23 protein-coding genes are annotated in these 25,669 nt (G+C 51.5%); 6 read left to right on the top strand and 17 right to left on the bottom strand.

The features are described from left to right. Positions 1–13: 13 nt before the first annotated feature. The 3 genes from LQ229_RS04505 to LQ229_RS04495 are packed head-to-tail and all read left to right on the top strand — an operon-like array spanning position 14 to position 2,414. Positions 14–805 (top strand): ABC transporter permease, encoded by a 792-nt coding sequence (locus LQ229_RS04505; protein WP_216536605.1) that lies wholly within the window; start codon positions 14–16, stop codon positions 803–805. 3 nt (positions 806–808) lie between these two features. Continuing rightward, entirely contained in the window at positions 809–1,594 is a 786-nt protein-coding gene (locus LQ229_RS04500; protein ID WP_230191048.1) for an ABC transporter ATP-binding protein, read from the top strand. Next, a complete protein-coding gene (locus LQ229_RS04495) occupies positions 1,581–2,414 on the top strand; it encodes a TatD family hydrolase (RefSeq protein ID WP_356709594.1) in 834 nt (277 codons plus the stop codon). Before LQ229_RS04500 ends, LQ229_RS04495 begins: the two co-directional genes overlap by 14 nt. A 282-nt stretch (positions 2,415–2,696) precedes the next feature. Here LQ229_RS04495 and LQ229_RS04490 read toward each other — a convergent pair whose 3' ends face one another. From LQ229_RS04490 to LQ229_RS04425, 14 genes are all read right to left on the bottom strand, one after another. Further along, entirely contained in the window at positions 2,697–3,590 is an 894-nt protein-coding gene (locus tag LQ229_RS04490; RefSeq protein WP_230191047.1) for a transposase, read from the bottom strand. A gap of 431 nt (positions 3,591–4,021) precedes the next feature. Beyond that, entirely contained in the window at positions 4,022–5,188 is a 1,167-nt protein-coding gene (locus LQ229_RS04485) for a Gfo/Idh/MocA family oxidoreductase (RefSeq protein WP_216536609.1), read from the bottom strand. 102 nt (positions 5,189–5,290) lie between these two features. Next, positions 5,291–6,358, bottom strand: a complete 1,068-nt coding sequence (locus LQ229_RS04480; protein ID WP_216536610.1) for an aminopeptidase — start codon at positions 6,356–6,358, stop codon at positions 5,291–5,293. A 56-nt stretch (positions 6,359–6,414) separates the two neighbouring features. After that, positions 6,415–7,632 carry an ABC transporter permease gene (locus tag LQ229_RS04475; protein ID WP_230191046.1) on the bottom strand — a complete coding sequence of 406 codons (1,218 nt, stop codon included), beginning with the start codon at positions 7,630–7,632 and terminating at the stop codon, positions 6,415–6,417. Positions 7,633–7,636: 4 nt separating this feature from the next. After that, a complete protein-coding gene (locus tag LQ229_RS04470; RefSeq protein ID WP_216536612.1) occupies positions 7,637–8,377 on the bottom strand; it encodes an ABC transporter ATP-binding protein in 741 nt (246 codons plus the stop codon). A gap of 125 nt (positions 8,378–8,502) precedes the next feature. Continuing rightward, a complete protein-coding gene (locus LQ229_RS04465; RefSeq protein ID WP_230191045.1) occupies positions 8,503–9,987 on the bottom strand; it encodes an extracellular solute-binding protein in 1,485 nt (494 codons plus the stop codon). A 641-nt stretch (positions 9,988–10,628) separates the two neighbouring features. Beyond that, complete coding sequence (gene ptsP / locus LQ229_RS04460; protein ID WP_230191044.1) at positions 10,629–12,374, bottom strand: phosphoenolpyruvate--protein phosphotransferase; 1,746 nt, start codon at positions 12,372–12,374, stop codon at positions 10,629–10,631. Between the two features lie 19 nt (positions 12,375–12,393). Further along, a complete protein-coding gene (locus tag LQ229_RS04455; protein ID WP_230191043.1) occupies positions 12,394–12,654 on the bottom strand; it encodes an HPr family phosphocarrier protein in 261 nt (86 codons plus the stop codon). A 46-nt stretch (positions 12,655–12,700) separates the two neighbouring features. Continuing rightward, the gene (locus LQ229_RS04450; RefSeq protein WP_230191042.1) at positions 12,701–14,149 is read right to left on the bottom strand and encodes a PTS transporter subunit EIIC; all 1,449 of its coding nucleotides are present in this window, start codon (positions 14,147–14,149) and stop codon (positions 12,701–12,703) included. Between the two features lie 35 nt (positions 14,150–14,184). After that, entirely contained in the window at positions 14,185–14,661 is a 477-nt protein-coding gene (locus tag LQ229_RS04445; protein WP_216536617.1) for a PTS glucose transporter subunit IIA, read from the bottom strand. A 214-nt stretch (positions 14,662–14,875) separates the two neighbouring features. Next, positions 14,876–15,742 carry a PRD domain-containing protein gene (locus LQ229_RS04440; RefSeq protein WP_216536618.1) on the bottom strand — a complete coding sequence of 289 codons (867 nt, stop codon included), beginning with the start codon at positions 15,740–15,742 and terminating at the stop codon, positions 14,876–14,878. Positions 15,743–15,852: 110 nt separating this feature from the next. Further along, entirely contained in the window at positions 15,853–17,043 is a 1,191-nt protein-coding gene (locus LQ229_RS04435; protein ID WP_230191041.1) for a DEAD/DEAH box helicase, read from the bottom strand. A gap of 13 nt (positions 17,044–17,056) precedes the next feature. After that, complete coding sequence (locus LQ229_RS04430) at positions 17,057–17,830, bottom strand: SDR family oxidoreductase (RefSeq protein WP_216536620.1); 774 nt, start codon at positions 17,828–17,830, stop codon at positions 17,057–17,059. Between the two features lie 73 nt (positions 17,831–17,903). Continuing rightward, positions 17,904–18,359 (bottom strand): chemotaxis protein CheX, encoded by a 456-nt coding sequence (locus LQ229_RS04425; RefSeq protein WP_216536621.1) that lies wholly within the window; start codon positions 18,357–18,359, stop codon positions 17,904–17,906. Positions 18,360–18,629: 270 nt separating this feature from the next. Between LQ229_RS04425 and LQ229_RS04420 the strand changes: the two genes are divergently transcribed. Then, positions 18,630–19,589 carry a zinc dependent phospholipase C family protein gene (locus tag LQ229_RS04420; protein WP_230191040.1) on the top strand — a complete coding sequence of 320 codons (960 nt, stop codon included), beginning with the start codon at positions 18,630–18,632 and terminating at the stop codon, positions 19,587–19,589. A 1,044-nt stretch (positions 19,590–20,633) separates the two neighbouring features. Here LQ229_RS04420 and LQ229_RS04415 read toward each other — a convergent pair. Further along, the gene (locus tag LQ229_RS04415; protein ID WP_216536623.1) at positions 20,634–21,902 is read right to left on the bottom strand and encodes an MFS transporter; all 1,269 of its coding nucleotides are present in this window, start codon (positions 21,900–21,902) and stop codon (positions 20,634–20,636) included. Positions 21,903–22,157: 255 nt separating this feature from the next. Here LQ229_RS04415 and LQ229_RS04410 point away from each other — a divergent pair, with 255 nt between their 5' ends. Together LQ229_RS04410 and LQ229_RS04405 are read left to right on the top strand one after the other, a co-directional pair. Then, the gene (locus tag LQ229_RS04410; protein ID WP_216536624.1) at positions 22,158–23,060 is read left to right on the top strand and encodes a LysR family transcriptional regulator; all 903 of its coding nucleotides are present in this window, start codon (positions 22,158–22,160) and stop codon (positions 23,058–23,060) included. A gap of 16 nt (positions 23,061–23,076) precedes the next feature. Continuing rightward, positions 23,077–23,886 (top strand): histidinol-phosphatase, encoded by an 810-nt coding sequence (locus tag LQ229_RS04405; protein ID WP_216536625.1) that lies wholly within the window; start codon positions 23,077–23,079, stop codon positions 23,884–23,886. Between the two features lie 147 nt (positions 23,887–24,033). Here LQ229_RS04405 and LQ229_RS04400 read toward each other — a convergent pair whose 3' ends face one another. After that, positions 24,034–24,777: a metallophosphoesterase family protein gene (locus LQ229_RS04400; RefSeq protein ID WP_216536626.1), complete on the bottom strand. Its 744-nt coding sequence runs from the start codon at positions 24,775–24,777 to the stop codon at positions 24,034–24,036. Between the two features lie 19 nt (positions 24,778–24,796). Continuing rightward, the gene (locus tag LQ229_RS04395; protein WP_356709581.1) at positions 24,797–25,612 is read right to left on the bottom strand and encodes an AAC(3) family N-acetyltransferase; all 816 of its coding nucleotides are present in this window, start codon (positions 25,610–25,612) and stop codon (positions 24,797–24,799) included. Positions 25,613–25,669: the final 57 nt, after the last annotated feature.

The raw sequence follows: 25,669 nt of genomic DNA, 5'->3' as shown, positions 1-25,669 counted from the left end.
GAGGAAGACCGCTATGAAAGTGAAACATTGGGTTCGACAAGGATGGCCGCCGCTGGCGGTTATTCTTGTCTTATTGATCGGATGGCAAACCGCCGTTACGGTGGGGCATATCGAAGCTTGGCTGCTTCCCGGTCCTTTGCAAATTGTCGAAGTATTCGGCAACGCCGACGTTGCGGCGAGATTATGGTCGCATACGTTCGCTACGGCGCGAATCGCCTTGCTCGGATTCGGGGCGGGCGCCGTCTTCGGCGTCGTGCTGGCCATATCGCTGCACCTGATTCCAGGCATGCGAGCAGCCGTCTATCCGCTGCTTGTCTTGTCTCAGAACATTCCCGTCATTACGACCGGGCCGCTGCTCGTCATGTGGCTCGGCTACGGACTGTTGCCGAAGGTAATCCTTATTATGCTCGTCTGCTTCTTTCCGGTCATCGTCGCGACATTAACCGGTTTGACGCAGCCCGATCCGCATTTGTTGAACTATATGCGAATGATCGGGGCCCGCAAATGGCAGATCATGCGGAAACTGGAGTTTCCGAGCGCGCTGCCCCATCTGTTCTCCGGTTTGCGGATCGCCGCATCCTATAGCGTATTGACCGCCGTCGTCGCCGAATGGATCGGCGCGAAGGAAGGGCTTGGCATCTTTATTAGATTGTCCGCCAACGGTTATATGACGGATCGGGTATTCGCCTCCATTTTCGTTATTGTAGCATTGAGTTTGCTATTGTTCGCACTCGTCGTAACGTTGGAACGCTGCGTTATCCGGTGGCAGCGGGATACGAGAACCGGTTCGAAGGGAGGACGGTAAGGTATGGCTGCGCCAAAATTGGAAGTGGATCGCATCGGCAAATCGTTTCTGCGCGACGGCCGGCAACATCGGGTATTGGACGACATTACGCTCAGCGTAGGCCAAGGCGAATTCGTATCGCTCGTCGGACCGTCCGGCAGCGGGAAAAGCACGCTGCTGCAATTGATCGGCGGACTGCTGCTGCCCGATTCGGGCGGGATTCGCATCGACGGGGAAACCGTTACCGGCCGCAAAGGGCTGATCAGCTATATGCCGCAGCAGCCGGCGCTGTTTCCGTGGTTCACGATCGAGGAGAACGTGACGATGGCGCTGGACATTGCCGGCGGCGCCAAACGCTCCCGCCAGGCGCTGCGCGAGCAGGCGCATGAATGGCTGGCGCGCGCCGGACTCGGCGGATACGAGCGGCAATATCCGCGCGTCTTGAGCGGCGGCATGCAGCAGCGCGCCTCGTTCGTGCGGGCCATGCTGAGCCCGCAGGAGCTCATCTGCTTGGACGAGCCGTTCGGCGCGCTGGATGCGCTAACTCGCCTCCATATGCAGCAATGGCTGCTCGGCCTGTGGGAGCGTCACCGGCGATCGGTGCTGCTCGTGACGCATAGCATCGACGAGGCCATCTATTTATCCGACCGCATCTATGTGCTGTCGTCCTCGCCGGCTCGTGTCGTGCGGCAATTCGCCGTTCCGTTCCCGCGGCCGCGGGACGAGAAAATGCTGCATAGCGAAGCGTTCCTTCAATTGAAACAGGACATTTACGGGTTGCTTAAAAGGAATGAAGATGCGTATGAATAGTTCGACTTCGCCGCGGATCGAAGCGATGGACTCGCATATTCATCTGGATATGTATGCGCCGGAAGACATGCAAAGGCTGCTCGCCAAAGCGAAAGAAAGCGGCGTCCGAAAGCTTGTCGCCGTGTCCCGAAATTTGCAATCCTGCCGTGCAACCCGGGCCATATTCCAAGCTTTCCCCGGGCAGATCGTGCCCGCGTACGGCTTCCATCCCGAGCAGCCGCTGCCGGACGCCGCGGAAGTCGATGCGCTTATCGCCTGGATGCTCGAACGGCGGGACGAATATTTCGCCATCGGCGAAGTCGGGCTGCCGTACTATATGCGGCGCGATGCCGAAAAAATGCGCACGGCCGAAACGTTCCCGAATGCAGCATATTTGGAACTGCTGGAGCGTTTCGTCATGCTGGCGCGAATGTTGGAACGCCCGATCGTACTGCATGCGGTCTATGAGGATGCCGACGCCGCTTGCGACTTGTTGGAAAAGCACGGCGTAACCCGCGCCCACTTCCATTGGTTCAAAGGGGCGCCGACGACGATCGAGCGAATGATCGGGAACGGCTATTATGTTTCGGTCACGCCGGACGTGCTCTACGAGCCGGAGATTCAAGCGATCGTTCGACAGTATCCGCTGGATCGCATCATGACCGAAACGGACGGCCCGTGGCCGTTCGAAGGGCCGTTCGCCGGCAAGCAGACTCATCCGGCGATGGTATTGGATGTCGCGGCGGCTATTGCCGAGCTGAAGGCTCTCCCTTATGAAGAAACCGCTTCCGCCCTCTACGGCAACGCCGTTCGATTCTACTGCGAAGCGAGCGTCCGCTAATAAGCCTGGGACTATACACTAACGAATAACTTCTGACGAAGTACTTCGGCGATCCTGGGCTTATGTTCTTTTCCCCGCCTTTTGTCGGAATCCCGCTCGCTCAGGATAAAGGAATAAAGAGTAGAAAGTTTCAAAAATGAATTAAAAACAGGTAAGATATGCCCTTTTTCAATGCTGTTATAAAAAACATGGGCAATTGCATCAATACAGGGGTACAGTGCACGTATCTGGATTCAAAGAAAACAGACATTCCATGAAAACAATCGCAGTAAGGACACCCCATTAGGATGCGATTTTATAATGACCCATACCGGAATCGGAAGTACGGCCGACAAGCTCAGGATAAGTAATCGTTCGTGAAGTAACGCAGCTGTTGAATAGCGATTTCAGCGAGGAATTGCTATGGTTGAACATATAACAATAATGATTCAAATAAGCTTGCAGATGCTTGCTTCCAATGCCGCCGAACCGGCAAGCAAGCCACGTTTCCACTTCCCCTGCAAGCCGTATTAACGTTAGGTTCCTGTCGCGTCCGATGCGGCGCGTCACAATCGCACCGGCAGCCGCCTTCGGATCCACATAACGATCGATAAAATGCTCCACCGGAAAAGGCTTAAAGCAAGTTTTGATCGGTTCTTTCCGCTGTTTTTCGATTTTTATTTTCACGATAACCCCGTTCCCGTCCTCCGAAGCGCCGATGAGCAGAGGTTGTGCTTGTTTATGCCAATTCGAGCCGGGCGTGATCCTTAAGGCATAGATCGCTTCCGAAATGCGAACCAGTCCGGACAACAGCTCCGCCGATTCCGTCTGGGACATGGCATACCGCAGCTTGTGGCAGATGAGCCAAGCGGTTTTGTAAGTTACCTCGATGATTCGGGATAATTGTATCGCGTTGACGCCCTCCGGCCTTGCATGGAGATAAATCGCCAGAAACCATTTGCGCAGCGAGGTGCGGCTGCCTTCCATGACCGTACCGGCAATGAGCGAAGTTTGCGCTCTGCAGGATTGGCATTCATATAGAGGGAGTTTGCGGGTCGTAATGACGTAAGCGGCATGATGCTGACACCGGGGGCATCGGAACCCGTCCGGCCATCTCATCTCGAACCATGCCTTCACGCATGTTTCTTCCTTCTCATAATAAGCTGAGAACGCTTCAAAGGATAACAAATCGGTCATGACAATCCCTCCTGGCACGATAATCGGAACATTCGTTCCCATTTATTATACCAAACTAATGTTCCTATTTCAACTTTCGATTTTTATTTTTTGGAAAAAAACTGATCACTCTCTTGCTGAATTGGAAACTTCCCTTTAGAAAGCGATCGTCTAGCTTGGCGGCACTGAACAAAGCTAGTTTTGGGAGTCTTCTGAACGAAGGGGATTTCGACAAAAGGGGATGAAAATGGGATAGTCGAGGAAGTTAGGGCTTGGCGATCGAACGGAACAGTTTTCCGAAGCCTTCTGAACGAGGGGGATACCGACAAAAGCGGAAAAAGCAACACAACGAGGGAAGCGCCTTGCAACATAAAGGGAACGGACTCACACCAAAATATCAAAAAGCCTGGGCCCCCCCAGGCTTACTTAATGCGCAAATATTGAACTCTAACTTACACGTCGTCCACATTCACCCATGCGCCCGATTCGATGGACCGCTCCACCGCTTCCAGCACCTGCTGGCATTTGACGCCGTCGGCGAAGTCGGGATGGAATGATCCGCCGGTTACAATGCTTTGGATAAACTCGTATACAATATGAACGAATGAATGCTCGTATCCGATAATATGGCCCGGGGGCCACCAGTTGCCGGCGTACTTATGAACGCCTTCCGTCACCTTAATCGTGCGAAAGCCTTGCAAATGCGGCTCGTCGTCCAGCAAATATACCTCCAACTCGTTCAAGCGTTCGAGATTAAAGCGCAGGCTTCCTCTGCTGCCGTTAATTTCGAACGTGTTGCCATTTTTCCAGCCGGTAGCGAAACGGGTCGCTTCGAACGTACCGAGCGCGCCGTTTTTGAATTGCGCCAAGAACGAAGTCGTATCGTCAACCGTAACGTCTCCCATTTGGGCGGCAGCGGGCGCATCCTGTCCGCCTGTCCCGGAAGGAAGCGGGCGCTTCGTCACAAATGTTTTGCTCTGGCCGACGACTCTGTCGAAGTCGCCGATTAGAAAATGCGCCAAATCGATGGAATGCGCGTTAATATCGCCATGCGCGCCGGAACCCGCCACGCTTTTTTGCATCCGCCAGGCGAGCGGAAACATCGGATCGACCAACCAATCCTGCAAATACGTTGCGCGGTAATGATGAATCTCGCCCAATCTGCCCTCGTCGATTAATTGTTTGGCAAGCTGGACGGCGGGCAAAAATCGGTAATTGAAACAAATCGCGTGTCTGACCCCGGCTTCGCGGACAGCAGCAAGCATCTCGCGCGAATCCTGCAAGGAGAGCGCAAGCGGCTTCTCGCATAAGATATGTTTGCCCGCTTTCGCAGCGGCGATCGCGATATCCTTATGCGCGTCGCTCGGCGCGTTGATGTCGATCAGATCGATATCGTCCCGTTCCGTTAGCGCGCGCCAATCCGTTTCATAACCGGCCCACCCGAATTTGTCGGCAGCCTGCCGGACCGCCTTCTCATCCCGGCCGCAAATCGCTTTCATATTGACGGACGCATCCATATCGAAAAACATACCGACATCGCGATAAGCGTGACTGTGCGCCTTCCCCATAAATTTATAACCTACCATGCCCACATTGACCGTTAGTTTTTCATTCGCCATACACTCACCAGCCTTTGCGCTTTTTAATGGTATCAGTATGTAATCTTTCATTTCCTAACTTTTTCTTCATCTGCATCCAAAAACCTTCTGCAACCGAGAAATTTAAAACAACCATTTGCCGCCCCGTTGCACGAGTACATCGTCGAGATACAGCTCGCCGCCGCGCTGCAAACTTTTCACCATATCCCAATGGATTGCGGAATCGTTGCCTTTGCCCGCGTAATCAACGGCGCGCCCGACGGCGAGATGAACGGATCCGCCGATTTTTTCGTCGAACAAAATGTTTTTCGTCGGCTGCCGAATGCCGAAGTTCATGCCGATTCCCAACTCTCCCAAGTAGCGCGCGCCTTTATCGGTGTTTAAAGCCGAAGCGAGAAATTCCTGTCCTTTTTCCGCGGAATAATCAACGATCTTCCCTTCTTTAAAGGTAAGGCGGATGCCGGCAATTTCCTGCTCGTTAAACAGCGTCGGCCATTCGAAATAGATGTATCCTTCCGTCTTCAAATGATTCGGCGTGAAGTAAAATTCGCCGTCCGGAATATTGTGCTCGCCGGCGCTAATGACAGCGCGACGCTCTTCGATATCTACCGTCAAATCGGTTTCATTCGCCACGATGCGCACCTTGGACGCTTTGTTAAACAACTCCGCCGCATGCTGCATTTCCTTCTCCAAGGCGGCGTAATCCGCATTGGTGGCGCTATATACGAAATCTTCGTATTCTTCAAGCGACATATCCGCTTCTTGCGCCTGCGAATTCGTCGGAAACAGCGTAATGACCCAACGGAGGCCGCCCGACATTAAATATTGCATTTGCGGGGCGGTCGCCTTCCGCCGCCGCGCGATTCTCGCCGGGTCGACATGGCTCAGTACCTTTGTATTGTCCGAGCCAAGAATACGTATGTATCCGTCCGCATATCGGTACAGCCAATCGATATGGTCCACATTGGCAAGTTGATCGTCGCCCGCCTCGTCATAAAATATTTTTTCCAGCTCCGCCAAACCGATCTGCGTTAGCGGGAGCGCTCCGCACTGAAGCACTTTCCGGTACACTTCTTTGACCAAGGGCCCGGTCGCGGCATCCCCGACGATCAAAATTTTGTCCCCCGATTTTACTTTAATGGAATGGTTCACCAAAATATCCGCAAGTTTCGCAATTCTCGGATCCGCCATCGTATCCTCCCGGCAATAAATTTGTTATATTTCAACATTCCTTCGTTAGGCATGTCTTAGACATCGTCTTCCGAAGTAAACCACTTTTGCCGCGACCATACCGAACGGAACGCTGCGGCGAGCAGCAGTCCTCCCGGCAACGGCAGAAGCTTGAGCAACCATTCCAGCCCGCCGAACGCGAGCGGAATATATAAAATAACGGCAAAGACGCAATGAGCCCGAAAAACCAATTGCACGATCGCTCGTTTGCGCCATAGGTCCGGCAGCGGATAAATCGACCGCCAGAACGAATAGGAATGCAGCTGTCGCACCGCCGTCAATTGCATTCCGATGACAAGCGCGAAGAAGCCGTACAATGCAACGGCCCAAGCCGAGTCGCGCACCCAGAAGAGGACAAACAACCCTAGAACCGTCAACCGTATCGCCATGCCGAACACTTCGCCGCGCAAAAACGACTTTGTAAACAAGTAAAAGTATGCGGACTCGCGCCGAAACGGAATACGGCCGGCGGCCCAGTTCATCCAGGAACGCTTATAGACGCGCTGGGGCGTTGCAGGCATGTCGACGAATAAATTCATAAACATCAGAATGCGCCCCTGTTGCTCTTGCTCCAGCCGGATGAGGCGTTCCCACGCCACCGGGTACCGCAAAGGCAAACGAAGCGCCATGATATAGGTAATGGCAGCAATCGCGCTGAAAACGGCCGCTTTCCAAACAGGCTGCCATAACCAGACGGCAATCATGCCGACGGTAAACGCCCAACGTACCATGCGGAACGATTCTCGCGCCAACGGGCGGTTCATATTCCGTTCCCGCCAACTGCCGTGGCTGTTTATCGCCTTTAAGATGAGCCATACCGCCAGTAACAGCACGAAAGGTTTCGGATCGGCGTCGGCCCGAACGTACAGCGGCCACAATATCCCAAACGCGATGAATAACCAAATCGACTGCTGCACCATACTGTATTTCCAACTGCCCCGGAAATATTCCTTCATCCGCGGCTCCATTGGGAGCAAAAATATAATGTCGGCGGGCTGCAAAAATGTGCGGAAAGAACTGAATGTGACAAATGGCGCCAGCACCAGTAGCGCTATGTAGCGAATTGGAAACGATTCCGTTATGTTTTGTAAAAACCAAACGTAATAAGCGGAAAATGCGATAATGACGAAAGCAAGCAGTGTGGCCGATCCGCCCTGTATCACATAGCGAAAATAAGGGAACAGCTCTTTCCAATATTGCTGCCGCCGCCGCTGCCATAATTGATCCAGTCGCATCGATCTACCCCCCGCCTTTGACCAGCGTGTAGAAACATTCTTCCAGCGTCAACCGATCGGATCCCGCCGCAGCTCGTATATCGTCCAGCGTCCCCTGCGCGATGATGCGGCCATAATGAAGAACGATGAATCGATCGCAATAGGTTTCAATGGTTGATAAAATATGCGAGCTCAATAAAATCGACGAGCCGCTGGTCTTCGTCTCCACCATAAAGTCGAGCAGCGAACGGATTCCAAGCGGGTCCAGTCCTAGAAACGGCTCGTCAATGACATAGAGTGGCGGATGGACAAGAAAAGCGCTCATAATCATGACCTTTTGGCGCATTCCCTTGGATAAATGTTTCGAGAAATTTTCGCGCTTATCGCGCATTTGAAATAAATCGAGCAGCATTTGCGCCCGTTCGGCGTAATCGTCGCGTTCGACGCCGTATGCCATGGCGGAAAGCTCCAAATGCTCCTGAACCGTCAATTCTTCGTATAGGATCGGCGATTCAGGCACATAGGCAAGCGAACCGCGGTATAGCTCCGGCGCTTCGTCCAGCGTCTTGCCGTCAAGCCGCACCCGGCCTTGATGAGGCTGCAGCAATCCCAGAATATGCTTCATCGTCGTGCTTTTGCCGGCGCCGTTCAAACCGATCAAACCGACCATCTCGCCTTGCTTGACTTCAAATGTTACGTCATGCAGCACCGGCCTGCCGATGCTGTAACCGCCTGTCAATTGTTCCACTTGCAAGATCGGATTCATATGATACGTCTCACCTCTTATTCCTCATTATAACGAAGCGAAATGGAAGTTGCGAATCTGCATAACGAAATCCCTCCGTACGATCATCGTACGGAGGGATTTTTATAAGCAACGCAAAGGGCGCGTTAAGGCGCGTCAGCCACCGTTTCGGACTGAGCCGAGCCTTCCGATACCTCCTCAGTTTGCTCCGGGTTTTGCTCCTGCTGTTCTTTTTGCTTTTTTTCCTCTTCCTTCGCTTTGATCAGTTCCAATTGTCCCTTCTCTTGAATGGCGCTTAACGCTTCTTCGGTCGTTTTCTTGCCGTCGACGACTTGCTGCGCTTCTTCATTGAAGAGGTTCGTCAACGTTCCGTAGAAATTGGACGGCATCTTCTCCCATGTATTGTTTGTCGTCGATTTCGGTTTCAGCTTGTAGAACGCTTCAATGTTGCGATTGTCCGTATTTTTCATTATGGATGTGCGCGTCAACAGATCGCCGTCAAACGAACGGGATTGAATTTTGGCAAATTGCTCGCCGTTAATATATTTGATAAATTCCCAAGCGGCGCGTTGGTTCGCCGAGTTGGCGTTCACGCTAAAAATATCGCTTAGGCTGAGTTCGCTAGAAGTTTCAGGATCGGCCGGATTAACGGGGATTGTCACAAGATCCCATTGAAATTTCTTAATAGTTTTGGACATTTCCGACGCTTGTTCGAGTTCCCGCATATAGTAGGTTGCGCCCAAAATCATTCCGACCCGGCCCGATATAAACAAATCTCTGCTGTAATATTCCTCCATCGTCATGCCGCCCATCATATCTTGTTGCTTCGGCGTGTAGACGGCCCCGGATTTAATCGCATTCACTCCCATGTCAAACACCCTGCGCCAATTATCCGAGTCGAATGTCAGCTTCTCCCCGTCCCCGCTAAGGAAAGCCAAATCTTCGGTTTGCCCCATCGAATTAATCAAGTCGAAGATGCTGCTTTGGTAACTCCGCAATTGCAAGCCGTAAATTCTTTCTTTCTCGTCGCCGCCGGTCGGAAAACGTTTCGCCAAATCGAACAATTCTTGCCATGACATTTGATCCCGCGGAAGGTCGATTTGATGTTCGTTAAACAGATCCACGTTATAGTACAAAGCATTGCTGTAAAATGTCGGCGCCAATCCGTACAGCTTGCCGCCGCCCTTTTCCCGCAGCAACTCGACAACGGATGGCAGCATGCCGGCAGTGTCAAATTTATCTTGCGCGATAACGGACTCCAAATCATACAGCATTCCTTCCGCTGCCAATTCCTCGTAACTTTCGATGTTCATCATCAAAACATCGGGCTGCTCTTTGTCGACAAATTTGCGGAATGCCTTCTTATAATCAAATACGCCGCTTTCATCCATATCCGAGTACATCGATCTCGTGCTCACGACTTCGATTTCGATATTCGGAAATTGGGTCGCGAACAAGTTTCCATATTTTTGGAAGAAATAGTTTTCATCCCAAAACATGACTCTAAGCGTCCCTTCCGCTTCCGCATCCAATTTCGGCAACGCTTCCTTCGCCCCGGTTCCACAGCCGCCTAGTACCGCCGCAACAAGCAGCACGGCCAGCAATCCTTTGAGCTTCCACCTACTAAACATCTCCTACGTTTCCTCCATTCAACTATGAATTTCCAAATGATAAAATACCATCCCTATTAATAGACGCGTTCACCGGCATAATGTTTATCCATATGGAAAATATTTTCGGCGTACCCGTTTTAATAGTGCGTGTTCAAAAAGTAGACTTTTCAGCACCGAGAAGGTTGCGAGAACCCTTGGCCCATGCTTCCGAAGTGAGTTTTGCTGCGCAAAACTTTCAGGAGAGCGTGCGTTAACGCATGTTCCTTGTTTGACTATAAGAGTAATACACAGTTCTTAACGAACGGCTAATGAAACCCTTAATAAATGCTTAATTAGTTACCCCTGGAAAAGTCAGGCTTTCCCTAGTTAGTATATTTTAACATGGAAATGATAGCAAGTCACAGTACCGTGCAACGGGTGGCTTGATTCGGCCCCTATAAGGGGCATGATACTGGCCTGGCAGCGCCTAAAGGCGCGGTTTCGCAGCAATTTTACCGGCTACCCCCTCAAGGGGTTTATTGAGATGCCTGGTGGGCTAAACTGCTGCCGCCCATGGGTACCGCAATTCTCAGTATAGCAAACGGAGGCTTTGCTCCGTCATGCCTCACGGCACTTCCTGTTCCGTTCTCCCAGGCATAGCCCGGGGCTTAATATTTAAATTAGCGTCGAATCTGGAACAATTCGCGTAGATGCGGCATGATTGCATGCACATAGTCCCTAACTTCGTCAGAAGACTCCATGCGAAGCGCCGCTTCCGCCATTTCCTTCGTTTGCGCCGCCGTTATTGCGCTAAGCGCAATGCGTGCGGGAAGAACGGCGCCGGCATTCATGGAAAACCGGTCCAGTCCGAGGCCGAGCATAATCGGAATCGCGGCAAGATCGCCCGCCATTTCGCCGCAAAGGCTTACCCATTTGCCTTCCTTATGCCCGTTGTCGATCACGAGTCGAATCAAACGCAGCACCGCGGGATGAATCGGATCCGTCAAATGCGATAACTTTTCGTTCGTACGATCGGCCGCCATCGTAAACTGTACGAGATCATTCGTGCCGATACTGAAGAAATCGGCTTCTTTCGCAAGTTGATCCGATATAAGGGCGGCGGCCGGCACCTCGATCATGATTCCGACTTCCATGCGATGACGATAGTTGACGCCTATGGCGTCCAAATCCGCCTTCGCTTCGGCGAGCAGCGCCTTAGCGGCGCGCAATTCCTGCAAAGTGGCGATCATCGGGAACATGATCTTCACGTTGCCGAATGCGCTGGCGCGCAAAATCGCCCGCAACTGCGCCTTGAACCTATCCCGCTCGTCCAGGCTGAGACGGATCGCCCGATAACCGAGAAACGGATTCCTCTCCCGCGGCCGTTTCGCATAATCCAGTTCTTTATCTCCCCCGATATCGAGCGTTCGTATGACGATCGGCGACATGCCGCCGAAAGCTTCGGCCGCCAGTTTATAAGCGTAAAATTGTTCCTCCTCCGTCGGCCAATTCCGGCGTCCCATAAACAATAATTCCGTTCGGAACAGCCCTATGCCTTCCGCCCCGTTGTTGCGCGCATGAACCGCATCCGCCGGATTGCCGATATTGGCTGCCAACTCCACAATTTTGCCGTCCGCCGTAACGGAAGGAGCATACAAATACGCTTTGGATTCCTCCCGCTGCCGTTCGTACGTTTCTTTTGCTTTTCGGTATGCGGACACTTGCTCTGCCGTCGGATTGATAAGCAATTCGCCTTTCACCCCGTCCAGAATAACGAAATCCCCGTTGTTCAACGACGATGTCGCGTTCTTTAAACCGACGACGGCGGGTATTTCCATCGATCTGGCCATAATGGCCGAATGCGACATACTGCCGCCGATATTCGCAGCAAACCCGGCGACGCGTTCGCGCTCGAGTTGGGCAGAGTCCGAAGGGGTCAAATCGTGCGCAATTAGCACAACCGGCCCGTCAAGATCGCATAATGACAGTTGCTCGCTTCCGGTGAGCAATCCGTGCAGACGTTTGCTAATATCGCGAAAATCCGCAGCCCGTTCGTTCATATATACATTGTCCATACTTTCGAAAAATTGGACCAATTCCTGCGTCACATCGGATAGTGCCGCCTCGGCGTTGATCAACTGCCCGACAATGAGTTCTTTCGCGCGTCCGACGAATTCTTCATCTTTCAGCACCATAATATGCGACTCGAAAATTTCGGCGTAATCGAGCCCCATTGTGGCGCGAGTTCGCTCCTGCAGTTCCTTTAGCTGAGAGACGGCCTGCTCCACGGCCGCGGTGAAACGCGCAACCTCCTCGGTCGACTTCTCGGGACGAAGCTGTATTCGTTCCACTTCCTTCGCCTGCTCCAACAAAAACGCATGTCCCCATGCATACCCGGGCGCTGCCGCTATTCCCGTTAATTTCATTGTTTCGCCCTCCCGGCATTTATTCGAATATCGATTGTACGATTTCGCCGATTTGCCGAACCGCTTCCGCTTCGTCCTCTCCTTCGGCAATCACCGCGACCCGATCCCCTTGTTTCAAACCTAATTTTAAAATGCCGATCAAGCTTTTGGCGGATATCCGCGTTCCGTCTTCCGTCTCCAATTCGATTCTGCACGGAAACGTCTCCGCCTTTTTTATAATGGCTCCCGCCGGTCTGGCATGTATGCCTGTAGGGTTGTTGATGATATATCGTTGTTGCATAAGGTCCACTCCTTTTCCGATTCCCCCACGTTTGCCCATATGCTCGCTACAGCTTGAGCATCTCGTCTTTCAACAATTCGGACTCCATGCCGAACACGATCTGTACCGCGCCGTATCCCAATCTCATAATCCCCGCGGCGCCCAATGCCCTTATCTCGACGTCGTTCACTTTCTTATCGTCTATCAATTGAAGACGCAGCCGCGTAATGCACGCATCGATGCTCTCTATATTTGCCTTGCCGCCGATCAGTTCCGTAATTTTCGCCGCTTTATCGCGCAGCGTCGTATTTTTCCCCGATTCGCCCCCCGCGGATTCTTCCAAATCGTCCTCCTCGCGTCCGGGCGTTTTCAAATTAAGTTTCACAATTATAATTCGGAATAGAAAATAGTAGATTACCCCGAATATGAGACCGATCGGAATCAGCAACCACGGCTTCGTGGCGATCGGCAAGTTGAGCAAAAAATCGATCAAACCGGCCGAGAATCCGAATCCTTGATGAATCCCGAGCGAAACGGTAATGAAAGCCGATACGCCCGCCAACAATGCATGAACGATATATAATATCGGCGCCGCGAACATAAAGGCAAACTCGATCGGCTCCGTAATCCCGGTCAAAAAGGAGGCAAACGCCACGCCGATGAATACGGAGGCGATCGCTTTACGCTTTTCCTTTTTGGCGGTGTGAATGATCGCAAGCGCCGCGCCGGGCAAAGCGAACAACATAATCGGGAAAAAGCCGGTCATAAACATGCCCGCGGACGGATCCCCTGCGGCGAACCGGTGCAAGTCGCCGTGGGCGACGTTTCCCGCAGCGTCCGTATAGGTGCCGATTTGAAACCATGCGATCGTATTAATGACATGATGCAGCCCGAACGGAATCAGCAACCGGTTCAAAACCGTGAACACGACGGCTCCGGCCACATCGAAACCGACGACCCAGTTTCCGAATTTATCGAGCACATTCTGAATCGGGCCCCATATCGCGCCGAATGCGATCGCGACAATGACCATCGACATCGACGTAATAATCGGCACGAACCGCTTGCCGCCGAAAAACGCGAGCCAATCCGGAAGCTTGATTCGATGATATTTGTTGTACATATAAGCGGCGATTCCGCCGGCAATGATGCCGCCGAGCACGCCCATATTCAAGATCGCATCGTCGTCGATAAAACGAAACACGCCGGGTACGACGGCCAGCACTTTGCCCAAGACAAGATAGGCGATCACGGCCGCCAATGCCGCAACGGCGTCGCCGGCAAAACCGATCGCTACCCCAATCGCGAAAATGAGCGGCAAGTTGTCGAATATGGCCGTCCCACCGGCGAGCAAGAACGGAGCGATAAACTGGTTGATAAATCCGCCAGCCGATTCGCCGAACTGAAATTGATTCACATAATCGATTTCGCCGAATCTGCGCAATAAGGACGCGGCTGGAAGCGTAGCAACCGGCAGCATGAACGATCTGCCGATCTTTTGCAAAAAACCTAGCATAAAACTCCCCCTTTCATCCCATTCGTTGCATGAGTTTATTTCACTTGTATTTCCAGAAGCACCCCAACGTTTGCGGTTACTTCGCCCCGGTATGACGTTACTTTCTCAACGGCGTCGCCATTGGCCATGACAACCGCCGTAATGACGGGATAGCCTGCTTGTTCAATCCGCTCGATATCGAACTCGATCAGCAGTTGTCCTTGTTTGACCCGCTCCCCCGATTTCACATACGGCCGAAACCCTTCTCCTCTCAGCTGTACCGTATTAATGCCGATATGGATCAATACTTCGACTCCCGATTCATGTTCGATAATGCAAGAATGGTGCGTGTCGAACATATACGATACCTTGCCGTCGCAAGGAGCCACGACTTGGCCGTTTGTCGGCTTGACGGCGATGCCTTCGCCGATGAAGCCTTGGGCGAACGCGGGATCCGGCACTTCTTCCAGCGCAACTGAAATTCCCGATAGCGGCGGTATAAGGGTGACTACTTTTTTCTTTTTGAAAATCATGGGTGCTACCTCCTTCTCTGCGACCCGCGCATAACATGATGACTTATGCAAACAGAAAAAAAAGCATGAGCAAACGGACAGCGAAAAATCGTAAATGACTCTTCTGCCACACTTAGCTCATGCCTAGTTTACCTAGTTGCACGCTAATCGCATGTCTGATATTCTATGAAGTCAATTGGCGGGACAGTCCGTAAGACATATACGGTCCTGTATATTACTTGAGTCTCTCATATTGTTGCAGCAGCCGGTAGAGATGCATGACGATGTAACCGACTTCATCCTCGGGCACGGACAATCCGAGGCGCTCCTCAATATGTATTGCGATTTTTTGGGCGAGACGGTACTCGCTTGTAAGCGTCTTCTTTAATTTGATTGCAAACGGATTCGGAGAAATTTTCCCATCCAGCAAACGCTCGAGCGCAAATCGCAGATGGGTGATTAAACGAATATAATCGATGCTGTCGCGCGGAACTTTAATGCCTGTCTCCGATTCGATCAAGTGGACGGTTTCTTGAATCAAATGCGTCAATTTGACGATATTCCCAAGTGAAATATGGCAAACCGCCGATTGGATATGCATGGCCAGAAAACCGACTTCCGTCTCCGGCACCTCAATTTGAAACGAATTGGAGATCAATTCGGAAGCTTTCTTGGCCAGCGCGAATTCCCTGGAATGGAGGGCTTGGATTTCATAAAGAAAAGGGTTTACAATTTCCATGTGACTGTTGAGACGATGAAGAGCAAACTGAATGTGGCTCGGAAGAGCGATAAACACTTGTTCGTTCAACTCTTCCGTTCCGAATTCTTGGGAGATCAACGCGATGATGTCTTGGGATACGTCAAGCACTTTAGAATCGACTTGTTCCAACAAAACTTGATAATGCTTCTGAGCTTGCGGGTCGTCGAGCGTGAATCTCTTCTCGATCCGCGTATCCGCGGGACTGATCGACATTCCGGTCTTGGCGCCAAAGCCGAGTCCCTTCCCCATCAGGATCAGTTCGGCGCCGGTCTTTTCCCCGGAAACTTGAACCGCATTATTGCTTAACACCCTATGAATCGTATAAGCGGTTGATTCTTCCATGTACCTCCACCCTTTGCTCAAGTTCATATCGTTTGAACCTAATTGTAAGAATGTAGTAAAATAAAGTCAATTAAAAACCTGTTTTTTCCACCAATCGTCATCTATCTTTCCTATCGTTTCGATTTTTGCCGTTTTCCCGCGCCTTGATTTCGGCGAATCCGCTCGCCCGCCGGGTGAACTTTTCCCGAGTACATCACTTTCTCCCGTATATCAATCTGCAGTTGTTTCGCAAATTTTTCGATAATGAATCTTTCACGACCCGTTATAATCGTAACCGCCGTTCCTTTCTTGCCCATTCGGCCGGTACGGCCGGCGCGATGCACGTAATGTTCCGCGTCGAGCGGGGGATCCGCATTGAATACGAACGGCAATCCTTCGATATCCAGTCCGCGGGCGGCTACGTCCGTGGCGATCAGCAGTTGGCACTGGCCTTCGCGAAACCGCCGCAATACTTGGGCGCGTTCCTGCTTGTTCGCGTCTCCGTATAACGGTTCGGCCGTAAGTCCGACATACTGCAGCTTCTCCGTCCATTCGGCGATCGAATCGGTATCGTTCACGAAGACGATCGCCGACTTCGGCTCATATAAACGGACCAAGCGCCGGAGCGTATCGATTTTGTCGCGCTCTTCGCAGACGAAATAAAGATGTTCGATCGTCGGTGCAATCCGCTTGTCCGGTTCGATGCCGATCGTGACCGGCTCCGTCATCCACTCCTGCGCGATCGACCGGATTTGGCCTGTCATCGTCGCGGAGAAGAACGCAAGCTGTCTGTCGCGCAAAGCGCTTTTGAAAATCTCTTCCGTATCTTTCGCCGCGCCTAAACGGAAAATTTGATCGACTTCATCGACCACGATGGTACGCACTTCGTGCATTTTGAGCTTTCGCATCCGAATCAGCTCCAGAACGCGCCCCGGCGTGCCAATCACCAACTGCGGATGAAGCTTCAGCTTCTCCACTTGCCGCTTCAAAGCGGCGCCGCCGATCAGCGCTTGCACCGTTACCCCGGAACGTTCGCCGTAGGTCTCGGCCACCCGCACGATCTGCATCGCCAGTTCTTGCGTCGGCGCAAGCACCAAGACTTGCGGGTTTTTCTTCCCCGTATCGATCCGTTGCAGCACCGGAAGCAAATAGGCAAGCGTTTTGCCCGTCCCCGTCTGCGATTGCGCGATGACGTCTTTTCCCTCCATCATGGCTGGAATCGCCTCGATTTGCACCGGCGAGGGCTCCGTAATGTTCCGTTCGGCAAGCTGCGAAATAAAAGGTTCCGCAATGTGCAGATCCTGAAAAGTAGACATAAGCATAAATCCTTCCTTCCTATTTTCTGTTCAACCATCTATAGGTTAGTTTATCCGCAAGCCGCGGAAACAATTGATACAATTTGATACCGGCCGCCGCAGCCCGGGGCAGGTTCAGTTCCGGCTTGCGCCGTTCGATCAGCTTGACGATCTCCCCGGCTACTTTCTCCGGTTTCAATATAAAAAACGAAACGTTGCGCACATAATTTCCGCTAGGATCCGCCTTCTCGAAGAAAGGCGTATCGATCGGTCCCGGATTGACGGACGAGACGGTAACGTTCGTTCCCGCCAGCTCCTGCCTGAGCGAATTGGTAAAGCCGAGAACCGCGTGTTTCGTGGCCGTGTACGAAGTCGATTTGGCGGTGCCGATTTTGCCGGCCATCGACGCCACGTTGACGATATGTCCGCTCCCAGCCTCCAGCATATGCGGCAAAACGGCCTTCGTACAGCGGACGACGCCCATATAATTGACGTCCATCATGTCGGCGAATTGCTCGATCCGCAAACGGTCGAACGATTCGAAGATACCGTACCCGGCATTGTTGATTAAAATGTCGATTTTCCCGAACTTATCCATGATGCGCTCTACCGTACCGCATATTTGCCCGGTATCCGTCACATCCATCGTCATCGCAACGTACTCGCCGCGGATGCCCAAAGCCGCATCGCGCAGCTTCTCCGCGTTCCGGGCCGTCAGGACCGGAATCGCCCCTTTCGCGGCCAGCATTTGCGCCGTCAGGGCGCCGATGCCGCTGGAAGCCCCCGTAATAAGCGCTACTTTCCCGTGTAACAAGCATGATCACCCCGTTCGCAAAAAAAGAAAAGCTCCGTCCGGAGCTGTTCTGATCGTTTTCCATTATGTATCGTTAAGAGATAAGCACTTGAATGTCCAATTCGCCGATTCCGTCCATAATTAACGGAACGGTAAGCGCTTTGGCGGAATTGACGTCTCCTTCCGTCGATTTTAACACTTTCGGCGGGGTAATATCAACACGAACGCCCTGATTGTACAAAATCGTGCTCGCATTGCCGCTAATCATATTGCCTAACTCCGATATGGCGCTATGGCCCATTTCATCCAGCTCCGTCACCATGAAGCCGCCCATCATGGCAGATACCATCTTGAGAGCGACCGATTCGTTCAGACCAAAAATGACGTTGCCGCTGACTTGGCCCGACATGCCGATATGAATCCATATATAATCCTCGATATATGTCAACTCGCGAATTCCCAACGTTCCCGTTGCAGGGCGAACCTGCACGACTTGCTCGATTACGATTCTTGCCGACTCCAAAAATGGATTGATAAATTCCGCTTTCATCTAATTAATGTCCCTCCCATAATCGACAAAAATAATAAAAAATCGATAAAACCATCCATTCCCATTGAAATTTATACCTATTATACTGCAAAACATGAAAAATTAACACTCTTTTTTAGGATGAAAGACTTAACACAAGGTAGAAAGATGGCGACTTTTGCGACTGTACGATTAAGACCTTTTTCGTATAAAATGAAGCTGTTACAGTTTAAACGCCATCTTTTTATACGATAGAAAGCGGAACAACCTCTCAAAAGGAGTCGGTAGCATATGCCAAACATTTGGACCCATCTTATTTTCGGCCAGGAGGTATTGCAAGCGGAGGGGTATCTTCCATACGGAGATGAGCCGGAATTGAAGCGGGTATTCAATATGGGGTGTCAAGGACCTGATTTTTTATTCTATCATCATTTTTGGCCATGGAAAAAAGATAAGACGATGAACCTGCTCGGGAGCGCGATGCATTCCCTGCACTGCGGCGGCGTCTTGCTCGATATGATCGAAGCGGTATCCGAACGCGCCGAAGACGACCCGGCGAGCATTTACATACTGGGGTTCGCGCTTCATCATGTGTTGGACCGGAATATGCATCCATACGTATTTTATCGTTCCGGATTCAAAAAGTGGAGTCATCAACGCTTCGAAATATGGATGGATACGCTGATCGTGAAACGGAAGCTAGGACTGGAGACATGGAGGACGCCCGTATGGAAGGAAATCGACACCGGGGGCCGTTTCCCGGACGGCATCGTCGATTTGTTCCAAACGGTCGCGGAACGTTATTATCCGGACATCGCCGCGCGCATCAAGCGGGATGCCTGGGACGATGCGAACCGCGACATGATCCGGGCGCAGCGGCTGTTCCACGATCCGAGCGGCTTCAAGCGCATCGCGACGTTCGGCCGGATCGCGCCGCTCGTGTACAAGCGGCGGAACAAGCCGCTTGATATTTTGAACGAGTCGCGCGTCGAATGGCGCGACCCGACCGGGGCAGACGCGTCGTATACGACGAGCGTCTGGGACCAATGGACCGCCGCGCGCGAAGACGCGGCGGAGATCGTGCGCGCCGTGGCCGCCTATTGGGCGGCGGCGCGCGCGGAAGGCGCCGCGAGCAGCGCCGCGGCGCAAGCGAAGGAGCGGGTTGCCCGCGCGGTGGGCAACCGCTCCTACGAGACGGGGATGCCCTGCGACAGCGGGCATCGCATCCAGGTCGCCGAGCCGATCATATAACCGATCGGCCCGGCGACCTGCTCCGTATGAGCGTCGGTTGGCACGGTTTTTTGCAGGCGAGACTGTCTGTCAATAAGTCAAGACATACAATTTTTAACGGAAGTGAAAGACCTTAAATCGGCAAAAAGCACTCTTTTCGAATTCTAACGGAAATCAGCGCTCTTATTTATTGTCTTTCTAGCGAAAAATGCTCGAATGACCGCCAATAAGGTCCCTCACTTCCGTTACATTTTAGAAAGTCTCATTTTTTCACAAATAGAGTCCTCTGCTTCCGTTAGCCATGTGTCGCATGGACTCCATCTTTACTTTACTTCTCTTTTACTTCTCCTTTATTCTTCTCTTTTTATTTCTACTCCCTATGCCTTGCTTTATCTCTCACTATCCCCACTCAATCACACCTCATCTCTCTCCTTTTTTACAGCCGCCTTAACCTTTTTACCCCATTAAAGCTTGTTCCTCTTCCCCCCTGTACCTCTGCAACTTCCCTCTTAGCACTATCCCAAATACTCAGAAACTCTTAGCATTATCCCAACTACTCAGAAACAATTTGCCGATTGCCTGACTCTATTGATTATTACCTTTTCAGACCTAATTCTACAAATGAAATAGGCAGGTTTCGGTGTACGAAACATCTGCCTATTGTAGTCATGCTGTTTCAGCTCTCTTCCTTACTAACAGGTGGTTGCAGTTCACACGTTTTCTCGCCTGAACTAAAGGGATAACGATCATACAGTGTACGGACAATCGGTTTCTAGCTCTGTTACCCTGAGCATACGGAATAAACAACATGGTCCGAACCCCCGATACTCCTAAGCAACCGATACAGCGACAAAGGACTTGTGCCGCTTTCCTGAACAACTGGGATGTAGACAAAAGGGTTCCTCTCGCCCTCCCCCTGAACAAACGGGATATCGACAAAAGGACACCTGACCCCTCCCCTGAGCAACCGGTACAGCGACAGAAGGCTCCTCGCCCCCTCCCCCTGAACAAACGGGATACCGACAAAAGAGGCCGCTAACCCAACCATTGCTCCACAACCCCTGCTTATCCCGATACCTCTTCCGCGTCCCGATGCCCTTTCTCCAAATTGACCCGCGTCAACAACAGAATGCCGATGATGAAAAACGCCAGAATGGATAATATTGCCGTACGCGTCGAACCGGTCAGCAAACCGACGATTCCGAATAAGGCAGGTCCCAACGAAGCGGTTACCTTATCCGATAGGCTGAGGAATCCGAAAAATTCGCTCGCCCGCTCTTTCGGGATTAACCGGCTGTATATCGACCGCGCCACCGCCTGGCTTCCTCCCTGCACCATGCCTACGATAAAAGCGAGCAAGTAAAAATGAAGCGCGCTCGTCATAAAATAACCTAATAACACGACAATCACATAAATGCTTAAAGATATGTATAAGGAGCGTTTCGAGCCGATTCTGACCGCGAGCTTGCCGAACGCGAACGTAAAAGGAATGCCGACGAACTGGGTAATGAGCAGCGCAACGATCAAATGGGTCGTTTCAATACCGATCGTCTTGCCGTATATAGCCGCCATACTGATGATCGTGGAAATACCGTCGTTAAAAAACCAGAAAGCGACCAAGTATTTCAGCAACTCCGGGTATTTCCCGATTTTGCGCAGCGTTCCGAACACGCGGCCGAACCCGTGCTTGGCGTAAAAGCCGACGCTTTGCTTCGTTTCCCGCTTCGGATCCTTCATATTTCGGAAAATCGGAATCGAAAATACGAACCACCAAATGGCCACACTGACGAAAACGGCCTGGGTCGCGGCGATTTTGTCCGGAAACCCGAATAAATCCCATTTCTCCAACATGACGATGTTCAGCGCCAAAAGCGCGCCGCCGCCGATATACCCAAACATATAACCTTGCGCGGATACGTCGTCTCTTACTTCCACCGGAGCGATTTCGGGCAGCAATGAATCATAAAAGGTGTTCCCGCCGGAAAAGCCGATCGTTCCTAGAATAAACAGCGCCGATACGTAGATGTAGTCCCCTTGGCCCGCAAAAAACAACAACGCGCAAGACAATACGCCAAGGTAAGCGAAAACGCGCAAAAACCGCACCTTGCTGCTTGATAAGTCCGCCACCGCTCCCAGAATGGGAGCCATGAGCGCAACGGCGATCATCGCAATCGTTTGCGTAAATCCCCAGTAGCTGGATGCCTGATAATCGGGCAAATGGCCTGCCGCCACGTCCGCGTAGAAAATGGGGAGCACCGCGGCCAGCATCGTCGTGGCAAACGCGGAATTGGCCCAGTCGTACATTTGCCAGCTTCGTACCAATTTTCGATTCATAAACGACCTCCTTCAACAATGTTTGAAACCGCATTTGCTACCAATGGCCCATGTCGATTTTTCAACATTTTGTTCGACATCGGATTCGCGCTTTCCTTCTTCCTTCCCGTATCTTATAAATATTGCTCGCTCCCGAAGAATAACCTATAATTAGAATGAGAAAACATATTTATAATTTCTGATCGGTCGATAAAAAAAGCTTTTATCGAAGCCTTACGTTGCGGGAAGTCAAAAATATATCCTAAGGAGGTTCCCATGAACATTAATCAGCTTGAGACTTTGATCACGATCTCCAGAACGATGAGTTTTCGCAAAGCCGGCGAATTGCTTAATCTCACGCAACCTGCCGTATCGGCGCAAATCAAAAGTCTGGAAGACGAATTCAAGACGGTACTCATCGACCGGAACCAGCCTGTCACGTTAACGGATCAAGGGAAGGTGTTTCTGGATCATGCCGAAAGGATATTAAGCATTGTCAGCGAGTTGAAACAACGTCTTACCGATCTGAGCCACATCCCGCAAGGCCATATCGTGCTCGGTACGACGACTTCCATCGCGATGCAAATTTTGCCGAGGGTGCTGTCCTATTTTCAAAACCAATTCCCGCTCATTAAAACGTCGATTTTGACGATGTCCTCCATGCAAATCATGGCAAGCGTCGAAAGCGGCTCGGTCGACATCGGGATCGGTTACTTGTCGGAAGGAAATCCTAATCTCGAATCGTCCGTCCTGTATTACGACACGTTCGAAATGGTCGTTTCGCCGCAGCATCCGCTCAGCCAAACCAAGCATGCGACCTTGGAATCGCTGCGCGAAATTCCGTTCATTATGTTGTCGCCCGATACGGTTGGCCGCAAATTCGTCGATCAAATTTTCAAACAAAACAATATCCAGCCGCTTGTCGTTATGGAACTGTCCAGCAGCGAGGAAATTAAACGGATGGTAGAACTTAACCTCGGCGCGGCCATCGTCTCCAAAATGTCGATCTCCGGCGAACTAAGACGGGGTACGTTGCAGATCATTAAAGTGAATGAGTTCGAGAAGACGCATCCGGTCGGCGTCGTATACAAATCCGGGAAGTATTTAAATTCAGCCATGCAGCAGTTTTTGAGCGACTTGAAAGGGATGCGCGAATCGCAATTTATGAGCACAGAGTGAAGGAGGAATTTTAAGGATGAAATTCGATTTACACACTCATCACTTCCGTTGCGGACACGCCGACGGCAATATTCGCGATTATATCGAAGCGGGCATTCGCGCCAATCTGCAAGTCATCGGCATTTCGGACCATTCGCCGTACTTTGGCAGCGAAGAAGACCAGGCTCAGCCCCGTATCGCGATGGCCAAAAGCGCATTCGCCGGTTATGTGGAAGAGGTTCTGAAATTAAAAGCGGAATATGCGGGTAAAATCGATGTGCTGCTTGGCGTTGAATCCGATTTTTTCCCGGAGCAAGCCGAAACATATCGATCGATTTATAAACAATACCCGTTCGATTATATTATCGGTTCCGTACATTATACGAGCGGGGTCAGCATCTTCAATAAAAACCGGTGGAAAAACCTTTCGGACGAAGAACATCGGCGCGAGAAGGAATTGTATTACGAAATGATCCGCGACTCGGCCCGCAGCGGCATGTTCCAAATTCTCGGGCATATCGACGCGATGAAAGGAAACTATCCGGCCTTCACCGACATCCCGGCTGCCGAAGCGATTGACGAAACGCTGCAAACGATCCGCGAATGCGGCATCGCCATTGAAATTAACACTTCGGGCAAAACGAAACTAAGCGGCGGATGGTATCCTTCGGACGATATACTGGAACGCGCGTTGTTTTACGGCGTAGACGTAACCTTCGGCTCCGACGCCCATATTCCCGATCGAGTCGGGGACGAATGGGAACTGGTCCGCGCGCGCTTGAAAGAGCTCGGGTTTACCTCATGGGTATATTATAAAGAAATGCGAAAGCAGGTCGTACCGTTATAAACAAAAAAAGAGAACCTGTCTTCCACAGGTTCCAAGGTCTATATATGATTAAAAGGGGGGTCATGAATCTAGTGTAACCCCTCAATGTTATGAAGCCATAACAGAAATATTTCATTTGTGTAACAAAATATAATCTTCATGATGTACCTAGGTTTGGAGACCGCGGTATATGCCCGTTCGCAGTTCGCGAATATAGGCTTCGAGCTTCGGTACCCTCGCTTCTTCCGCTTGGCGGACGGCGCGTTCCACATCGTAAGGGACCCGCACGAATTGAATGGAAAAACCGGCGGGATCAAGCCCACCATACTCCCCTTCCAATATGGCATACGACGCATGCAAGATGTCGAGCGGGTTGCCGACGCTGCCTGCATTGAACAATGTTTTGCCGTACAAATGCTGCATATACGCATTATGAATATCGCCGTACCCGACAATATCCGGTTCCCCGGTTTCCTTCCCTGCACTTTGAACGGCGGGCGTATTCTCGAACAATGCGAGCCGCTTCGCTTCGTCCTCCCAAGGATGCACCCGATGGAAGACGCTCTGCGGAGACGCGTGAAACAGACGGACAAGCTTGCCGCTTAGCAGAAAATCGAACGAAAACGGAAGACCGCTTAAGTAATCGATTCTCTCCTGCCCGAGCCGCTTTGAATGCCAAGTAAATTCTTCGTCATCGGCAGCGCTGCTCATCAATTCGTCCCAATTGCCGCGCACGACGACTTCGCATCGATTCCGAATGACATCGACCGCTTCTGCGGGGCACGGACCTTTCCCGACCAAGTCTCCCAAGCAATAAATTTTGGCGATCCGGCGTTTCTCGATATTGTCCAATACGGCTTCCAAAGCCGGCATATTTCCATGTATATCCGATATAATCGCGATTTGATCCATCGAGGAACACCTCCCATCATTATTTTGTCGACTGGTTCCGATTGCGCTCCATCCACACCGTAGCGAAATCGACCAAATCTTTTTGCGGCACGAGAACGGACGGCGCCTCAACGATATTGCCTCTTCGCACAATATGCGGGCAGTCCTTTTCGAACTGTTGTCCGATGTCCGCAAAGTCTCCTTCGTCAAATTCGATATCCGCAAACTCCACCCATTCGGAAGTTTGTCCGCGCATTATCGGGGCACGATGGACGATCTGCTTTTTCCCCGGATAGTTTGCCCTATATTCCGCCAAATGAAGCGACGTATTCACAGAATAGCCGACTCCGAGCAGGAGCACGTATCCGCCCGCTTCGTAAATTTTTGCCAGAGGAGACGTTTCTCCTAAGCAATTCTCCAACGAATGTTCGCCGCAGATCCGCTCCGCGAGCCGGCCGCGGGCGGCAAAAGATACTTGCGGATGAGAGCTGCGCAGCGTTCCCTTTTGTTTGCGGAAGCATTCGGAGATGGCTCCCATATAATAGGTTGGCGACAAATCCGGATCGTATCCCGGCATCGCATTTCGAATGACATCCCACCACTTGGGATCGACAGGAGGATTGACCCATGTCGAAGGATCGCTCAGTTCTCCGGTATGCGTCGGCATGACGAGCGTACCTTCGACGCCGAGCAGTTGCTCCAACGCCATAATAACGGCAACCGGCCCTCCCAAGATCCACCCTCCTAACGATTTCATGGATGAATGGACGATTACCGTCATGCCGGGCCGCAAGCCGAGCGTCTGTAAATCCGCCTTGATCCGATCCACGGTTATCGGTTCTTTTTTTATCATCATGTCTGTTTCAATGCTCCTTTTACATCATTTTATGAAAACGGCTCGTACATACATAAA

This window comes from Paenibacillus sp. CECT 9249, from assembly GCF_918697855.1.
GTDB lineage: Bacteria > Bacillota > Bacilli > Paenibacillales > Paenibacillaceae > MSJ-34.
The sequence above is the reverse complement of the archived record's forward strand: the minus strand, read 5'-3'. Positions and strand labels throughout refer to the sequence as shown.

Excerpts from the sequence above, each read along its gene's own strand:
- LQ229_RS04505 (WP_216536605.1), top strand. The coding sequence starts at position 14 with ATGAAAGTGAAACATTGGGTTCGACAAGGATGGCCGCCGCTGGCGGTT.
- LQ229_RS04500 (WP_230191048.1), top strand. The coding sequence starts at position 809 with ATGGCTGCGCCAAAATTGGAAGTGGATCGCATCGGCAAATCGTTTCTG.
- LQ229_RS04495 (WP_356709594.1), top strand. The coding sequence starts at position 1,581 with ATGCGTATGAATAGTTCGACTTCGCCGCGGATCGAAGCGATGGACTCG.
- LQ229_RS04490 (WP_230191047.1), bottom strand. The coding sequence starts at position 3,590 with ATGACCGATTTGTTATCCTTTGAAGCGTTCTCAGCTTATTATGAGAAG.
- LQ229_RS04485 (WP_216536609.1), bottom strand. The coding sequence starts at position 5,188 with ATGGCGAATGAAAAACTAACGGTCAATGTGGGCATGGTAGGTTATAAA.
- LQ229_RS04480 (WP_216536610.1), bottom strand. The coding sequence starts at position 6,358 with ATGGCGGATCCGAGAATTGCGAAACTTGCGGATATTTTGGTGAACCAT.
- LQ229_RS04475 (WP_230191046.1), bottom strand. The coding sequence starts at position 7,632 with ATGCGACTGGATCAATTATGGCAGCGGCGGCGGCAGCAATATTGGAAA.
- LQ229_RS04470 (WP_216536612.1), bottom strand. The coding sequence starts at position 8,377 with ATGAATCCGATCTTGCAAGTGGAACAATTGACAGGCGGTTACAGCATC.
- LQ229_RS04465 (WP_230191045.1), bottom strand. The coding sequence starts at position 9,987 with ATGTTTAGTAGGTGGAAGCTCAAAGGATTGCTGGCCGTGCTGCTTGTT.
- ptsP (WP_230191044.1), bottom strand. The coding sequence starts at position 12,374 with ATGAAATTAACGGGAATAGCGGCAGCGCCCGGGTATGCATGGGGACAT.
- LQ229_RS04455 (WP_230191043.1), bottom strand. The coding sequence starts at position 12,654 with ATGCAACAACGATATATCATCAACAACCCTACAGGCATACATGCCAGA.
- LQ229_RS04450 (WP_230191042.1), bottom strand. The coding sequence starts at position 14,149 with ATGCTAGGTTTTTTGCAAAAGATCGGCAGATCGTTCATGCTGCCGGTT.
- LQ229_RS04445 (WP_216536617.1), bottom strand. The coding sequence starts at position 14,661 with ATGATTTTCAAAAAGAAAAAAGTAGTCACCCTTATACCGCCGCTATCG.
- LQ229_RS04440 (WP_216536618.1), bottom strand. The coding sequence starts at position 15,742 with ATGGAAGAATCAACCGCTTATACGATTCATAGGGTGTTAAGCAATAAT.
- LQ229_RS04435 (WP_230191041.1), bottom strand. The coding sequence starts at position 17,043 with ATGCTTATGTCTACTTTTCAGGATCTGCACATTGCGGAACCTTTTATT.
- LQ229_RS04425 (WP_216536621.1), bottom strand. The coding sequence starts at position 18,359 with ATGAAAGCGGAATTTATCAATCCATTTTTGGAGTCGGCAAGAATCGTA.
- LQ229_RS04420 (WP_230191040.1), top strand. The coding sequence starts at position 18,630 with ATGCCAAACATTTGGACCCATCTTATTTTCGGCCAGGAGGTATTGCAA.
- LQ229_RS04415 (WP_216536623.1), bottom strand. The coding sequence starts at position 21,902 with ATGAATCGAAAATTGGTACGAAGCTGGCAAATGTACGACTGGGCCAAT.
- LQ229_RS04410 (WP_216536624.1), top strand. The coding sequence starts at position 22,158 with ATGAACATTAATCAGCTTGAGACTTTGATCACGATCTCCAGAACGATG.
- LQ229_RS04405 (WP_216536625.1), top strand. The coding sequence starts at position 23,077 with ATGAAATTCGATTTACACACTCATCACTTCCGTTGCGGACACGCCGAC.
- LQ229_RS04400 (WP_216536626.1), bottom strand. The coding sequence starts at position 24,777 with ATGGATCAAATCGCGATTATATCGGATATACATGGAAATATGCCGGCT.
- LQ229_RS04395 (WP_356709581.1), bottom strand. The coding sequence starts at position 25,612 with ATGATGATAAAAAAAGAACCGATAACCGTGGATCGGATCAAGGCGGAT.